Raw genomic sequence first — 13,728 nt, forward strand, 5'->3', positions numbered from 1 at the left:
GCTTGCGCTATCCTCGTACATGTGTTCGAATAGTGGCCATGCGCTGGGACAACCTCTCCGCTCCCCCGGACGAGGGACGTCCCGACGGGTCAGCGCCAGCGACACCACCCCTGCCGCTGGCGCTGCCCGGCGCCGTCGCACGCACCTTCGACACCCCCGAGTTCGCCGGCATGACCTTTTACGAGGTCCACGCCAAGTCGATCATCAACCGGGTGCCGGGCGCCTCCCGCGTCCCGTTCGAGTGGACCATCAATCCCTACCGCGGTTGCAGCCACGCGTGCGTGTACTGCCTCTCCGGCGACACGCCGGTCCTGATGGCTGACGGTCGGCCTCGACAGATCCGCGACCTCAGGGTCGGCGACCGGATCTTCGGCACCGAACGCCGGGGTGGTCGTCGCCGCTACGTCGTGACGACCGTGCGCGCCACGTGGTCCACGGTCAAGCCCGCCTACCGGTTGACCCTCGACGACGGCACCAGCCTGGTGGCGAGCGGCGACCACCGCTTCCTGTCCGACGAGGGCTGGCGGTACGTCGCACCGGACCCGGGTCGCCGGCGGCGACTGGTGCCCGGCGAGCGGCTGCTGGGCACCGGTTCCTTCGCCGAGGGTCCCAAGGGCTCCGCCGACCACGACCGCGGGCACCGCTGGGCGACCAGCGGTGGCGACCGGCCGGACGCGTCGACCGACGAGTGGCTCCTGGGCCTGCTGGCGGGGGCTTTCGCCCGGGGCGGGCGGTGCAGCGGCGACGCACTGCGGATCGGCCTGCCGGCCGGGGACGTCTTCGACGAGGTCGCCGCGGCGCTGGAGCACTTCGGCTTCACGTCCGTCCGGGAGGACCACAACCTGCCCGGCGGGCCCCGGCAGATCCGGCTGACCGGTGGGCTCCGCGAGCGGCTGCGGTTCCTGCACCTCACCGGGGGCACGGCAGGGCGGCTCGTCGAAGGCGCACCGGTACCCCGCGGTGCGGCACCCCGGGTGGCCGCCGTCGAGCCGCTCGGCGTCGACCTTCCCCTGTGGGACATCACCACCGGCACCGGCGACTTCATCGCCGACGGCGTGGTCAGCCACAACTGCTTCGCCCGCAACACGCACACGTACCTGGACCTGGACGCCGGCGCCGACTTCGACCGCAAGGTGATCGTCAAGGTCAACGCCGGTGAGCTGGTTCGCCGGGAACTGGCCGCCCCCCGCTGGCGCGGTGCGCACGTCGCGATGGGCACCAACGTGGACTGCTACCAGCGCGCCGAGGGTCGCTACCAGCTCATGCCGGAGATCATCAGAGCCCTCCGGGACTTCGCCAACCCGTTCTCGATCCTCACGAAGGGCACGCTGATCCTGCGTGACCTGCCGCTGCTCCGCCAAGCCGCCGAGGTGACCCGGGTGGGCGTCTCGTTCTCGGTGGGTTTCGTGGACGAACGGCTGTGGCGGGCGGTCGAACCGGGCACCCCGAGCCCCCGCCGCCGCCTGGACGCGGTCCGCCGGCTCGCCGACGCCGGCTTCCCGGTCGGAGTGCTGATGGCGCCGATCCTGCCCGGCCTCAGCGACGACGACGAGTCGATCGAGGCGACGGTGTCGGCGATCGCCGCCGCCGGCGCCGCGAGCGTGACGCCCCTGGCGCTGCACCTGCGCCCGGGCGCCCGGGAGTGGTATGCGCGCTGGCTCGGCCGCGAGTTTTCCCACCTGGTCCCCCGCTACCGCGAGCTCTACCACGCGGGCTCGTACGCGCCGCAGTCGTACCAGCGGGAACTGACCGCCCGGGTGCGGATTGCGGCGCGGCGACACGGGTTGCACCGGGGCGAACGCGGCGACGACCGCCGACCTCCCGATCCGGCACCGGCACCGCCGGCACCCGAGCAGCTCAGCCTGCTCTAGCCGGGCACCGCTACGCTGCCGCCGTGCGGGAGATCATGACCGGTGCCCTACGGCGACAGCGCCGCGCCGCCGCTACCGCTCTTCTCCTCGGCGTGCTCCTGGGAGTGCTCACCCTGGTCCTCGAGGGCCGGGCTACGGGTCTCCCGGTGGCCACCGTCGGCCTGCTGGTCGCGTACTACGGGTTCGTTCGGCGGCCCAGCCGAGCCCACCTCCGGCAGGCACCGGACGGATCGGGGTTCTACGCGCCGCCACAGCGTTTCGTCACGTTCCACTCCGTTCTCCTCATCTGGCTGCCCTTCCAGCTGATCTGGTACGGCCGGTGGGAGCGGGATGTCTTCTGGTGGCTGTTCCTGGCGACTTCGCTGACGGTGACCGGGGTGGTCGCACATCGGCAGTGGACGCGGCTCCCGATGCTCCGGATCACCGCCGACGGCGTGGCGTCGGACGGTCCGCTGCGTGCGGTCTCCGTACCCTGGTCGGCGCTGGACCCCCTCGGACCGCCACCGGTGAAGGAACATGACACCGCCCTCCGCCTGCCCCTGGCTCGACCACACGAGGTGGTGGGGCGCGGTCGCCGCCGGGCCGAGGCGCGGGTGTGGCTGCGCGACCTCGACGTGGCCCCGCCGCTCCTGGCCGCCGCCGTCACGCACTACGTCCGCCATCCCGAGCACCGGGCGGCGATCGGCACGCCGGAGGAGTACGACCGGCTGCGTCGCGCACTGGGAGGCACGCCCTGATCATCGGAGTTAGAGTCGGCAGGTGCGCTCACCTCAACAGATCCTCGCCGACGCCGCCGTGATCGCCGTCGTGGGCGCGTCCCGCGATCCGCGCAAGGCCGCGCACAGCGTGCCGTTGCAGATGCAGCGGTACGGGTGGCGGATCATTCCGGTCAACCCGACCGCCGACGAGCTGTTCGGCGAGCGGGTCTACCGCTCGCTGGCGGAGATCCCCGAGCCCGTCGATCTGGTGGACGTGTTCCGCCCGGCCGACGACGCGGTCGACGTGGTCCGGGAGGCGGTCTCGATCGGCGCGCCGGCGGTGTGGCTGCAGCTCGGCATCGTCTCGCCGGAGGCGCGCCGTATCGCCACCGACGCCGGGATCGACTACGTCGAGGACCGCTGCCTGATCGTGGAACGCGCCGCCGCCGGCCTGACCCGCCTGGGCTGAAACCCCTCGACGCCCCGCCCACCGCCCGCTCTCTCCGTCGATCATGAAGTTGTGGTGCCTGACAAAGGTGCCTAACTGGTCGTACCGACCACCACAGCTCCATGATCAACCGTGGGCGGGAGGTCCTACCCTTTCCGGTGTGCAGGAGGGGCGAGGGCTGACGGGACGGCGGGGTTTCGCGCTGCTGGTCGGAGGGGTCGCGGGTGGGGCCGTGGCGCTGGTCGTGTCGCGGATGCCGCTGGATACCCACGAGGAATGGGACGTCGGCCTGCTCATCTGGCTACTTGCCGGCGGCCAGCTGCTCTTGTCGCACCGGTGGCGACCGCGTCGCCGGGCACGGCTGGTGTGGCGGGCGCGGGTCGCGGGTCGGTACGGGGTCGAGGCCGGGCTGGTGGCACGCCGCTCGCTGGTGGAGTGGGCCCAACTGGGAAGCTCGGTGGCCGTGCCGACCGTCCTCGCGTTCGGGCTACTGGCGAGGCTGCCCGATCACGAATGGAGCGAGTTGGTCCGGAGCCTCGTCGCGCTCGGCATCGGCGTCTTCGTCGGGAAGGTGGCGTACGGCGTCGCACGATTCACGGGCGCGCTGGCGCTCACGGCGAGCGGCGTGCGGCAGGGACGGCAGCATGTTCCGTGGCCGTCCATCCGGGAGACGGTGCTGCGCCGTAGCAGCGGCCGGGTCGACGGCGTGTATCTGCGCACCATGCCGAGCCAGGCCGGCACGGCGGGAAATCCAAACGGTGGGCACCCGGGCCGGACCCCGACGGCAGAGGCCCCGAGCGGCGGGGCGCACGGGCGTGCGGTACCGGTTACCCGGACCGTCGGCGGGCGTGCCGTCGCCGTGCCGGACGAGCGGCTGCTGGCCGCGATCGAGCACTACCGGACCCGGCCGGACGCGTTGGCCGTCGGGCTGCCGGTCGACGCTCCCGAGCCGGCCGGCGGCTCGCCCGTTAAGAAGGGGCCCCTCCTCTACCGGAGGCGTTAAGAAGGGGCCCTTCCTTTCAAAGCTTGTACTGCTTCAGCAGGCCGCGGCTGATGATCGTCTTCTGGATCTCCGAAGTGCCCTCGCCGATGAGCAGGAACGGGGCCTCCCGCATGAGGCGCTCGATCTCGTACTCCTTGGAGTAGCCGTAACCGCCGTGGATGCGGAACGCCTCCTGCACCACCTCGGCGCAGTACTCGGACGCGAGCAGCTTGGCCATCCCGGCCTCGACGTCGTTGCGCTGGCCGGCGTCCTTGAGCCGGGCGGCGTTGACCATCAGCGCGTGCGCCGCCTCGATCTTGGTGCCCATCTCGGCCAGCTTGAACGCGACGGCCTGGTGCCCGGCGAGCGGCTGGCCGAAGGTACGACGCTGCTGGGCGTACGCGACGGCCAGCTCGAACGCCCGGATCGAGATGCCGCAGGCCCGGGCGGCGACGTTCACCCGGCCGACCTCGATGCCGTCCATCATCTGGTAGAAGCCGCGGCCGACCTTCTCCTCGCCACCGAGCACTGCGGAGCCGGGAACGGTCACCCCGTCGAGGACCATCTCGGTGGTCTCGACGCCCTTGTAGCCCATCTTGTCGATCTTGCCGGGGATGGTCAGGCCGGGGGCGGTCTCGCCGAAGCCGGGCTCCTTCTCCAGCAGGAACGTGCTCATGTTGGCGTAGACCGAGTCGGCCCCGGTGTCGGTCTTGACCAGGGTCGCGACCACCGACGAGTACGCCCCGTTGGTCAGCCACATCTTCTGGCCGTTGAGGACGTAGTTGTCGCCGTCGCGGACCGCCTTCGACTTGATCGCCGAGACATCGGAGCCGCATTCCGGCTCTGACATGGAGAACGCGCCGCGCACCTCGCCGGTGGCCATCCTCGGCAGCAGCCGGGCCTTCTGCTCCGCCGAGCCGTGCTGGGAGATCAGGTACGCGACGATGAAGTGCGTGTTGACGATGCCGGAGATCGACATCCAGCCGCGGGACAGCTCCTCGACCACCAGGGCGTACGTCAGCAGGGACTCGCCCAGGCCGCCGTACTCCTCGGCGATGGTCAGGCCGAACAGCCCCATCTCGCGCATCCCGTCGAGGATGTCGGTCGGGTACTCGTCGGCGTGCTCCAGTCGCTGGGCGTGCGGAATGATCTCCTTGTCCGCGAACTCCCGGACGGTTTCCAGGATCGACCGCTGCACATCGGTCAGGCCGGGCGTCTGGGCGAGTCTGGCCATCTCAGCCTCCGGGGGATCGGCGCATTACTCAAGGGTAACTAAACGCTCGGTCAGTATCGGCCGCGCGGACGGCGTCGCCAAGGTGACCAGTCCACACAACCGCTGTGAAAAGGTTCACCGGTCGGGGTAGCGTCCGGCAATAGGACGCGATCCGGCAGGAGGAGGAGACCGTGAGCCAGCCACCGCCGCCGGGCCCGCCGGACCCCGACCGGCCGCCGTCGCCGTGGGAGCAACCCGCGTCGGGCCCCGAGCCGCCGCCCCCACCGCCGCCGCACGGCTACGACCCGAACCAGCCGCCGCCGCACGGGTACGACCCGAACCAGCCGCCGCCCCCGTACGGGCCGCCGCCCGGCGGCCAGCCGTACGGCCAGCAGTGGGGGGCGCCGTACGGCGGATACGGGCCGCCGCCGGGCACCAACCGGGGCGTGAACGTCCTGGCGATCCTGTCCCTGGTCTTCGCGTTCGTCTTCTCGCCGGCCGGGATCGTGCTCGGGCACCTGGCGAAGCGGCAGATCCGCACCAGCGGCGAGGAAGGTGACCAGCTCGCCACCTGGGGGCTGATCCTCAGCTACATCTTCACCGGGCTCCTGGTGCTGGTCTGCTGCGGCTGGATCGCCCTGGTCGCCATCGCCGGCGGCGACATGCGGAACTACTGACCCGCGGCCCGCGGCACCGACCGACGCCGCGGGCCGGCGACCTCAGCGGAACTGCGCCTCGCGGACGCTGTTGCCGCCGTCCACCACAAGCATCTGGCCGGTGATGTACGACGCGGCCGGCGAGCAGAGGAAGGCGATGGCGGCGGCCACCTCGTCCGGCGTGCCCGGCCGGCCGACCGGCGTGCCCAAACCCTGCCGGATCTCGGCCATCGTCGAGGCGGCGGTGTGGATGGTGCCCGGAGCGACCGCGTTGACGGTCACCCCGTCGGCGATCATCTCCATCGCCAGCGCCCGGGTGAGCCCGACGACACCCGCCTTGGCCGCCGCGTACGCGGCCTCGGTCGGCAGGGCGTTGACCGGGCCGGCCGTGGCCGCCAGGTTGACGATCCGCCCCCAGCCCCGCTCCGCCATCCCGCCGATGAACGCCCGGCTGCACAGGAAGGCCGTGGTGAGGTTGCGGTCGATCTCGCCGCGCCACTCCTCGTAGCTGAGCTGGGCGACCGGCCGCAGCACCTCCGGGCTGGCCCGGCTGGCCAGGCCGGCGTTGTTGACCAGTACCTCCACGTCGCCGAGTTGCTCCGCGACGGCGTCGGCCAGCGCGCCGACCTCCGACTCGTCGGTGAGATCCGCCACGAAGCCGGTGACCCCCAGCTCGCCCGCCCGCTCGTGGATGCGGCGCGTGGTGGAGACGATGGCGACCCGGGCGCCCAGGTCGGTCAGGCGGCGGGCGGTCGCGTACCCGATGCCGTCCGGACTGCCCGCACCGGTGACCAGCGCGACCTTTCCGTCGAGCCGCATCGTCACCGGCTCCGGAAGGGCCGCCGGCTCATCCTGACCGGCGGGGCCGGTCACCGACCGGCTGCGGCGCGCCAGACCGGGACGGCTCGCGTCCCGTCGGGGTCGGCTGCCGGCTCTCGCGTCAATCGCCATGCCAGGATCCTGCCCGTTCGCCCGGGCCCGGGCAACGCGGCACCCGGTGGCGGAGCCCCCGGGTTTTCGCCTCGCTGATTACCCTGACGGCTCACCCGTACCTCGATGGAGAGCAGACGATGAGCTATCCCCCGCCGTCCGGCGGCTGGCAGGACCCGGCCTGGTCCGGTCAACAGTCGTCCCCGCCGGCCGACCCCACCCTTCCGGTGAGCGGCCAGCCGATCCCCGCACAGCCCACCGGTGGCGACCCGTACGCACCGGCGAACCCGTACGCGGGCGCGCCCACGAGCCCCTATCAGGACCCGTACGCGGGTCAGAAGCTGGCACCCGGCCAGCCGGCGCCCGACCCGTACGCGGCCGGCGGCTACCCGCAGCCGGTGTACCCGGGCTACGGCTACCCGCCCGCGCCGCAGACGAACGGGATGGCGGTCGCCTCGATGGTCGTCTCGATCATGGGCGTCATGGGCATCTGCGGCTACGGCATCGGCGGCATCATCGGCGTGGTCGGGGCGATCCTCGGTCACGTCGCGAAGCGGCAGATCCGCGAGCGGGGCGAGGCCGGCGAGGGCATGGCCAACGCGGGCATCATCATGGGTTGGATCTCGACGGCCATCGCGTTGATCGCCGCCGTGGCCATCATCGGTCTCATCATCTTCGCGGCGAACCAGGACGCCTCCGCGACGTACTAGGACCGCCGGCGGGTCGTGCCGCCCGATCAGCCGGGCGGCACGACCCCGGGTCACTCCGACGGCGGGGTGAAGGACGAGGTACGGGTCAGCCCGGCCGCCCGGCCCTTCGCGGCGATCACCAACGCCATCTTGCGGGAAGCCTCGTCGATCATCTCGTCGCCGAGCATCACGGCGCCGAGCTTCCCGCCGGCCTCCGACGTGTAGTGCTCGTACGCGTCGAGGATGAGCTCGGCGTGGTCGTAGTCGGCCTGGCTCGGCGAGTACACCTCGTTGGCGGCGTCGATCTGGCCGGGGTGCAGCACCCACTTGCCGTCGAAGCCCAGCGCGGCCGAGCGCTTGGCCACCTCACGGAACCCGTCCACGTCGCGGATCTGCAGGAACGGGCCGTCGATGGCCTGCTTGTCGTGCATCCGCGCGGCCATCAGGATCCGCATCAGGATGTAGTGGTACGGGTCGCCGGGGTAGTCCGGGATCAGCGCGCCGACAACCAGGGACTTCATGTTGATGGAGGCCATGAAGTCGGCCGGCCCGAAGATGATGGTCTCCACCCGCGGCGACGCGGCGGCGATGGCGTCGACGTTCACCAGGCCGGCGGCGTTCTCGATCTGCGCCTCGATGCCGATCCGCCCGACCTCCAGGCCGAGCGTCCGCTCCAACTGGGTCAGGGTCATGTCCAGCCACTGCACCTGGGCCGCGTTCTGCACCTTCGGCAGCATGATGCAGTCGAGGTTCGCGCCGGCCCCCTCGACCACCTCGATGACGTCCTTGTACGTCCAGGGCGTGGTCAGGTCGTTGACCCGGACCACCCGGGTCTTGCCGGTCCAGTCACCCTCGTTCAGCGTGGCGACGATGTTCTTGCGGGCGTCCGGCTTCGCGAGCGGGGCGACCGCGTCCTCCAGGTCGAGGAAGACCTGGTCGGCGGGGAGACCCTGGGCCTTGCCCAGCATCTTGACGCTGGAACCCGGTACCGCCAGGCAGGACCGGCGGGGGCGACCGACTGCGGCCATGGATGCGCTCCTTCCAGCGTCCGGCGGGCACGCCGACGCCACCTGAACGTGAGAGTGTGAAGACTTAACGATCCCAAAGGGCGTTGTGACGCCACGGTAACCTCGTGCCGTGACCGGGGTGAATGGACCTGTGGAAGATCTCACTGGGCGTCGGCTGGTGGTGGTGACCGGAGCCAGCTCCGGCATCGGCCTCGCGGCCGCCGTCGACCTGGCCTGCCGCGGCGACCAGGTGGTACTGGTCGGGCGCGACCCGGCCCGCCTCCAGGCCGCCGCCGAGCAGGTCCGCGAGGCCGCCGGCGAGCGCCCGGAGCTGTTCCGGGCCGACTTCGCCGTCCTCGACGACGTCCGCGGCCTGGCGGAGCGGCTGCGCGCCGCGTACGACCGGATCGACGTGCTCGCCAACAACGCCGGGGCGATCGTCCTTCAGCCGATCACCACCGTCGACGGTTTCGAGCTGTCGATCCAGGCCAACCACCTCGCGCCGTTCCTGCTGACCAACCTGCTGCGGGACCGGATCGGCCGGATCGTGGTGACCGCCTCCGGCGCGCACCGCAGCGGCTCCCTCGACCCGGACGACCTCAACCGGCCGCTGCGGCGGTACCGCCCGATGGGCGCGTACGGCACCAGCAAGCAGGCGAACATCCTGTTCACCGCGGAGGCGGCGCGGCGCTGGCCGGACGTCCCGGCGTACTGCTTCCACCCCGGCGTGGTGCGGACCCGGTTCGGCAACGACAGCCGGCTGGTCGCGCTCGGCATGCGACTGCTGCCGTTCCGCAGTCCGGAGAAGGGGGCCGAGACCCTGGTCTGGCTCGCCAACCAGGAGCCGGAGCGGCTGCGCAACGGTGGTTACTACTTCGACCGGCGGCCGCGCCGGCCGCTGCCCAAGGCGGCCGACCCGCGGCTCGCCGCCCGCCTCTGGACGGCCAGCGCGAAGGCGGTCGGTATCGAGGACTGACCTCCGTCGCTGCGATACTGCGCCGCATGGTCTCGACGGGGAACGACATCCTGCAGGTGCTCGGCGCGGACAAGGAGCTGGAGGAGCGGCTCAGCGCGGAACTGACCGCGTTCAACAACCGCGCGACCGGCGCGACGGACGAGGCCGACCTCGCCGTCCGGGTCACCGGCGCCGACGGTGCCCTGGTCGCCGGCCTGACCGGCTGGAGCTGGGGCGACTGCGCCGGAATCAACATGGTCTGGGTCCGCGATGACCGCCGCGGCGAGGGCTGGGGCGGCCGGCTGGTGCGCGCCGCCGAGGAGGAGGCCCGCCGGCGCGGCTGCACGCAGATCTCGGTGTCCTCGTTCTCGTTCCAGGCGCCGGAGTTCTACCGCCGGCTCGGCTACCTCGACACCGGCCGTCGCGAGGGCATCCCCGGCGGCCACGTGGACCACCACCTCTGGAAGTCGCTGGTCACCGACCCGGCCGCCGCCGTGCGCCTGGTCGCGCTCGTGGAGCTGGCCGCCGACGCGGTCGAGGCCGGCCGGGAGTACGAGGATCGCGTGCTCGCCCTGCTCGGGCGGCACGGCGGCCGGGTCGAACGCCGGCTGCGCGCCGATGACGGGCTCAGCGAGGTGCACGTGATCCGGTTCGACACCCGGGCGGGTTACGAGTCCTTCCTGGCCGATCCGGAACGGATGGCGCTGCGGGCCGCCCTCGGCGACACCGCGCCGACCACCCGGGTCCTCGAGGTGCGGGAGGTCTGACCGGCCCGGGCGCCCGCGGTGGCGGCCCGGGCCACGGACGGCGCCGCTCAGCGAGGTGGCGTCCGCTGCTCGCGGAGCGGGGTGGCGTCGGCCGGGACGGTGGGTGGAACCGGTGGGGTGGGTCCGGTGCGGCGGGTTCTCGCGCTGGCGAGGATGACCACCGCGACACCGGTCAGCAGCAGCGCCAGGCCGCACAGCGCCAGCGGCCGCGGCAACTGGTCCAGCCAGACCCAGCCGATCAGGGCGGCGCCCGGCGCCTCCAGCAGGATCAGCACGCTGACCGTGGTGGCGGAGACCCGGCGCAGGGCGAAGTTGAACATCGAGTGGCCGAGCAGCTGGGCGCCGGCGACCAGGGCCAGCACCACGAGCCAGGTGCGGGTGTCGAACCCGGTCAGCCGCACCTGGCCGACCAGGCAGACCACGAGCAGGAGCAGGGCGCAGACGCCGTAGCAGACGGTGGTGTAGGTGGTGGTGCTCAGCGTCCTGCGGGCCCGCTCCCCGAGGGCGGTGTAGACCGCCGCGAACATGCCACCGACGATCGCGAGCAGGTCACCGAGGAACGCCCGTCCGGAGACCGTGACGTCCGCGCCGGTGGCCAGCCCGGCGCCGGCGACCGCGACGCCGATGCCGACCCACACCCCCCACGACAACCGCCGGCCCTGAACGCGGGCGATCAACCCCTGCCACACCGGCTGGGTGGCGACCAGCGCGGTGGCCGCCGCCACGGTGGTGAGCTTGGCGCTCGGCATCCAGGTGGCGAAGTGCGCGGCGAGCGCCACCCCGGACAGCACGCAGTACCAGGCGTCCCGTCGCCCGGCGGGTGCGACAAGCGCCCGGAACTCGGCCCGCCGCCGTACCAGCGCGACCGGTCCGAGCACCGCGGTGGACAGCAGGTTGCGCCAGAAGGCGATCGCGAGGGCCGACGCGGTCGCGTACGCGACCAGGGGCGCGGACGACGACACGGCCACCACGGCGAGCGCGAGCGCACCGAGGGTGAGCGGGTCCGGCGACGGGCGGTGCGGTGCGGACGACACGGAGAGCAATACTCACACGAAATCCGGCAACCACGCACGGTCAGTACTCGGTTACGATCACACGCGATCCGCCGGCGACTCCCCTCGACCGCCCGGAGGCCCACCCCCATGCCCATGTTCCAGGCGGTGCTGTTCGACTTCTTCGGCACGCTTACCTGCTCCGCGCCGCGGGGCGCCGCCCACCGCGCCACCGCCGACCTGCTCGGCTGCCCGCCCGAGGTGTTCGTCGACGTCCTCGACCGCACCTTCCACAAGCGCGCCACGGGCCGGTTGGGCACCGCCGAGGCGACCCTGCGCTGGGTCTGTGAGCAGGCTGGCGTACACCCATCCGACGAGGCGGTGCGGTCCGCCGTCGCCGCCCGGCACCGGGCCGTCCGCGCCGACATCCGGCTCCGCGCCGAGGCGGTGCCGACCCTGACCGCGCTGCGCCGGCGTGGACTGCGGACCGGGCTGGTCAGCGACTGCACCCACGAACTGCCCGCGTACCTTCCGCACCTGCCGGTCGATCCGCTGCTGGACGTGCGGGTCCTCTCCGTACAGGTGGGGCGCTGCAAGCCGGACCCGGAGCTCTACCGGGCCGCGTGCCGCCGCCTGGGGGTGGAACCGGCGGCCTGCCTGTACGTCGGCGACGGCGACAGCCAGGAGCTGACCGGGGCGGAGCGGGCCGGGCTGACGGCGGTCCGCCTGGCGGCCCCCGACCTCGCCGACCACCTGGTCTTCAACCCCGACCACACCTGGGTGGGAGCGGAACTGGCATCCCTGACCGACGTGCTCCACCTCCTGGACGCGGGTGAAAGGAAGGGCCCCTTCTTAACGCCTGCGGTAGAGCAGGGGTCCCTTGTTAACACGTAGCGGCGGCCTCAGCGGCGGCGGACGCGGTGCAACCGGAAGGGCTTGCGGGTCGCCCGCACCACAGTCGCCCCGCGCGGCGACTCCGCCAACGAGCCGGTGGGCAGTGCGGTGCCGGAGGCCGGGTCACCGGCGGGCGCGAGCCGGTTGAGCGCGCAACCCTCGGCCGCCCAGCGCGCCACGAGATCGGCGGCCGGGCCGGGAGCGTTCAGCCGCTTGGCGGCGACCAGCGGCGCGATGGTCTCCCAGTGCTCGGTGCCCGGAGCCAGCCGGGTCACGTCGGCGGGCCAGGTGACGATCCGGCCACCGTGGTCACCGCGCAGGGTGACCTCCGCGCGCGTCGCGTCGGCGAGCCCGGGGGCGGGCTGCTCACCCGGCCCGCTCACCACGAAGAGCGCCCCCTCCAGGGGGACGCACCACAGGGCGTACGCCGGCCCTCCGGGCACGCCGACCCACGCCACGGCGGCCTTCTTCATCGCCTCGTCGACCAGTGGGGTGCTGCGCTCGTCGGCGTCGCTCACTCCCGCATCCTCCCGTACCCGTCGGCGGTGTGCCCGTCCCGCGGGGTGTTAACAGGGGACCCTTCCTCTACCGCAGGCGTTAAGAAGGGGCCCTTCCTTACCCCTCAGCCGATGAAGGGTGGGATCAGGATCTCGCCCTTGGCCACCGGCATCACCTGGCCGGAGACGGTCGCGCCGACCGCCGCACCGCCCGCCGCGGTGACCGTGCACGCCAGCGACGACGGCCGGCTGATCTCGACGCCCTGGCGTACCGCGTAGCTGGACCGTCCCTCGCCGGGCAGCAGGCCGCTGGCCACCAGCCACACCCCCAGTCCGAGGGCGGCCGACCCGGTCGCCGGATCCTCGGGTACGCCGAGCCCGGGCACGAAGACCCGGGCGTGGGCGGTTTGCGATTCGGCCTCCCAGGAGAAGACGCTGACGTGCTCCACTCCGTACCGCTGTGCCGCCGCCGCGTTCAACCTCGCCCGCGCCACCGCGTCCGGACGCACCGGCAGGTACGGGAACTCGAGGCCGCACCCGGCGACCCGGGGTGCCGGCCCGACGTGGTCGTCAGCGGTGAGACCGGCCATCTCCAGCAGCGGCGCCGGGTCCAGCTCCGGACCGAGCGTGGGCAGGCCACCGGTAAGCGTCGCGCCGGTGGCGGTCACCTCGACCGGCAGCACGCCCGCGCCGCACTCCTGAGTGACCTGGCCGGCGCCGAAGAGGCCGCGTCGGCTGGCGGTGACCGCCGCGCCGACGCTCGGGTGACCGGCGAACGGCAGTTCGTCGACGGGTGTGAAGATCCGCGCCCGGTAGGTGGCGCCGGCCTGGGTGGGCGGAAGCACGAACACGGTCTCGGAGAGGTTGAACTCGAGAGCGAGCGCCTGCATCTGCTCGGTGGCCAGGCCGTCGGCACCGAACACCACCGCCAGGGGGTTGCCGGCGAAGGGGCGGTCCGTGAACACGTCCACGATCTCGTAGGCCAGGGTCGACATGGTGTTAGACACTAGGCGCTCGGAACCGGTCACGACGGCACAGCCCGGCCACGCCGCACCGGAACGCCGCCGGACGGCTCCCGTGACCGGTCGGGAAACGCCGCCGGTCGCTGCCCTACGCGATCGGCGGCCCG

The 13,728-nt window shown here is 72.5% G+C and carries 15 protein-coding genes; 9 read left to right on the forward strand and 6 right to left on the reverse strand.

The genetic code is table 11. The features are described from left to right. The first annotated feature begins 38 nt into the window (after positions 1–38). From ABTW87_RS09490 to ABTW87_RS09505, 4 genes are all read left to right on the forward strand, one after another. Positions 39–1,871: an intein-containing Rv2578c family radical SAM protein gene (locus ABTW87_RS09490; RefSeq protein WP_350650193.1), complete on the forward strand. Its 1,833-nt coding sequence runs from the start codon at positions 39–41 to the stop codon at positions 1,869–1,871. A gap of 23 nt (positions 1,872–1,894) precedes the next feature. Then, positions 1,895–2,608: a hypothetical protein gene (locus tag ABTW87_RS09495; protein WP_350650195.1), complete on the forward strand. Its 714-nt coding sequence runs from the start codon at positions 1,895–1,897 to the stop codon at positions 2,606–2,608. Between the two features lie 22 nt (positions 2,609–2,630). Next, the gene (locus ABTW87_RS09500) at positions 2,631–3,038 is read left to right on the forward strand and encodes a CoA-binding protein (protein ID WP_350650197.1); all 408 of its coding nucleotides are present in this window, start codon (positions 2,631–2,633) and stop codon (positions 3,036–3,038) included. 139 nt (positions 3,039–3,177) lie between these two features. After that, on the forward strand, positions 3,178–4,020 hold the full coding sequence (locus ABTW87_RS09505; protein ID WP_350650198.1) for a hypothetical protein: 843 nt from the start codon (positions 3,178–3,180) through the stop codon (positions 4,018–4,020). 16 nt (positions 4,021–4,036) lie between these two features. Here the strand turns inward: ABTW87_RS09505 and ABTW87_RS09510 are convergent, their stop codons facing one another. Next, positions 4,037–5,233, reverse strand: a complete 1,197-nt coding sequence (locus tag ABTW87_RS09510) for an acyl-CoA dehydrogenase family protein (protein WP_350650200.1) — start codon at positions 5,231–5,233, stop codon at positions 4,037–4,039. A gap of 170 nt (positions 5,234–5,403) precedes the next feature. On the opposite strand from ABTW87_RS09510, the gene ABTW87_RS09515 reads away from it, so the two are divergent. Beyond that, a complete protein-coding gene (locus ABTW87_RS09515) occupies positions 5,404–5,889 on the forward strand; it encodes a DUF4190 domain-containing protein (RefSeq protein ID WP_350650202.1) in 486 nt (161 codons plus the stop codon). 42 nt (positions 5,890–5,931) lie between these two features. Here ABTW87_RS09515 and ABTW87_RS09520 read toward each other — a convergent pair whose 3' ends face one another. Next, the gene (locus ABTW87_RS09520) at positions 5,932–6,819 is read right to left on the reverse strand and encodes an SDR family NAD(P)-dependent oxidoreductase (RefSeq protein ID WP_350650204.1); all 888 of its coding nucleotides are present in this window, start codon (positions 6,817–6,819) and stop codon (positions 5,932–5,934) included. Between the two features lie 119 nt (positions 6,820–6,938). On the opposite strand from ABTW87_RS09520, the gene ABTW87_RS09525 reads away from it, so the two are divergent. Further along, positions 6,939–7,508 (forward strand): DUF4190 domain-containing protein, encoded by a 570-nt coding sequence (locus tag ABTW87_RS09525; protein WP_350650206.1) that lies wholly within the window; start codon positions 6,939–6,941, stop codon positions 7,506–7,508. Positions 7,509–7,558: 50 nt separating this feature from the next. On the opposite strand, the gene ABTW87_RS09530 is transcribed toward ABTW87_RS09525, so the two are convergent. Next, on the reverse strand, positions 7,559–8,515 hold the full coding sequence (locus tag ABTW87_RS09530) for an HpcH/HpaI aldolase/citrate lyase family protein (protein WP_350650208.1): 957 nt from the start codon (positions 8,513–8,515) through the stop codon (positions 7,559–7,561). 130 nt (positions 8,516–8,645) lie between these two features. Between ABTW87_RS09530 and ABTW87_RS09535 the strand changes: the two genes are divergently transcribed. Then, positions 8,646–9,470, forward strand: a complete 825-nt coding sequence (locus tag ABTW87_RS09535) for an SDR family NAD(P)-dependent oxidoreductase (RefSeq protein ID WP_350650210.1) — start codon at positions 8,646–8,648, stop codon at positions 9,468–9,470. A gap of 26 nt (positions 9,471–9,496) precedes the next feature. After that, positions 9,497–10,216 carry a GNAT family N-acetyltransferase gene (locus tag ABTW87_RS09540; protein WP_350650212.1) on the forward strand — a complete coding sequence of 240 codons (720 nt, stop codon included), beginning with the start codon at positions 9,497–9,499 and terminating at the stop codon, positions 10,214–10,216. 47 nt (positions 10,217–10,263) lie between these two features. On the opposite strand, the gene ABTW87_RS09545 is transcribed toward ABTW87_RS09540, so the two are convergent. Continuing rightward, a complete protein-coding gene (locus ABTW87_RS09545) occupies positions 10,264–11,259 on the reverse strand; it encodes a DMT family transporter (RefSeq protein WP_502891554.1) in 996 nt (331 codons plus the stop codon). 99 nt (positions 11,260–11,358) lie between these two features. On the opposite strand from ABTW87_RS09545, the gene ABTW87_RS09550 reads away from it, so the two are divergent. Then, the gene (locus tag ABTW87_RS09550) at positions 11,359–12,102 is read left to right on the forward strand and encodes an HAD family hydrolase (protein ID WP_350650216.1); all 744 of its coding nucleotides are present in this window, start codon (positions 11,359–11,361) and stop codon (positions 12,100–12,102) included. A gap of 8 nt (positions 12,103–12,110) precedes the next feature. Here the strand turns inward: ABTW87_RS09550 and ABTW87_RS09555 are convergent, their stop codons facing one another. Together ABTW87_RS09555 and ABTW87_RS09560 are read right to left on the reverse strand one after the other, a co-directional pair. Beyond that, positions 12,111–12,620, reverse strand: coding sequence for a hypothetical protein (locus ABTW87_RS09555; RefSeq protein WP_350650218.1), 510 nt, complete (start codon positions 12,618–12,620; stop codon positions 12,111–12,113). A 104-nt stretch (positions 12,621–12,724) separates the two neighbouring features. Continuing rightward, positions 12,725–13,594 carry a PhzF family phenazine biosynthesis protein gene (locus ABTW87_RS09560; RefSeq protein ID WP_350650220.1) on the reverse strand — a complete coding sequence of 290 codons (870 nt, stop codon included), beginning with the start codon at positions 13,592–13,594 and terminating at the stop codon, positions 12,725–12,727. Positions 13,595–13,728 lie beyond the last annotated feature (134 nt).

Source organism: Micromonospora sp. NPDC126480 (assembly GCF_040302465.1).
Classification (GTDB): Bacteria; Actinomycetota; Actinomycetes; order Mycobacteriales; family Micromonosporaceae; genus Micromonospora.

Coding starts and splice junctions, on each gene's coding strand:
- ABTW87_RS09560 (WP_350650220.1), bottom strand. CDS start 13,594: ATGTCGACCCTGGCCTACGAGATCGTGGACGTGTTCACGGACCGCCCC.
- ABTW87_RS09540 (WP_350650212.1), top strand. CDS start 9,497: ATGGTCTCGACGGGGAACGACATCCTGCAGGTGCTCGGCGCGGACAAG.
- ABTW87_RS09525 (WP_350650206.1), top strand. CDS start 6,939: ATGAGCTATCCCCCGCCGTCCGGCGGCTGGCAGGACCCGGCCTGGTCC.
- ABTW87_RS09520 (WP_350650204.1), bottom strand. CDS start 6,819: ATGGCGATTGACGCGAGAGCCGGCAGCCGACCCCGACGGGACGCGAGC.
- ABTW87_RS09530 (WP_350650208.1), bottom strand. CDS start 8,515: ATGGCCGCAGTCGGTCGCCCCCGCCGGTCCTGCCTGGCGGTACCGGGT.
- ABTW87_RS09550 (WP_350650216.1), top strand. CDS start 11,359: ATGCCCATGTTCCAGGCGGTGCTGTTCGACTTCTTCGGCACGCTTACC.
- ABTW87_RS09490 (WP_350650193.1), top strand. CDS start 39: ATGCGCTGGGACAACCTCTCCGCTCCCCCGGACGAGGGACGTCCCGAC.
- ABTW87_RS09510 (WP_350650200.1), bottom strand. CDS start 5,233: ATGGCCAGACTCGCCCAGACGCCCGGCCTGACCGATGTGCAGCGGTCG.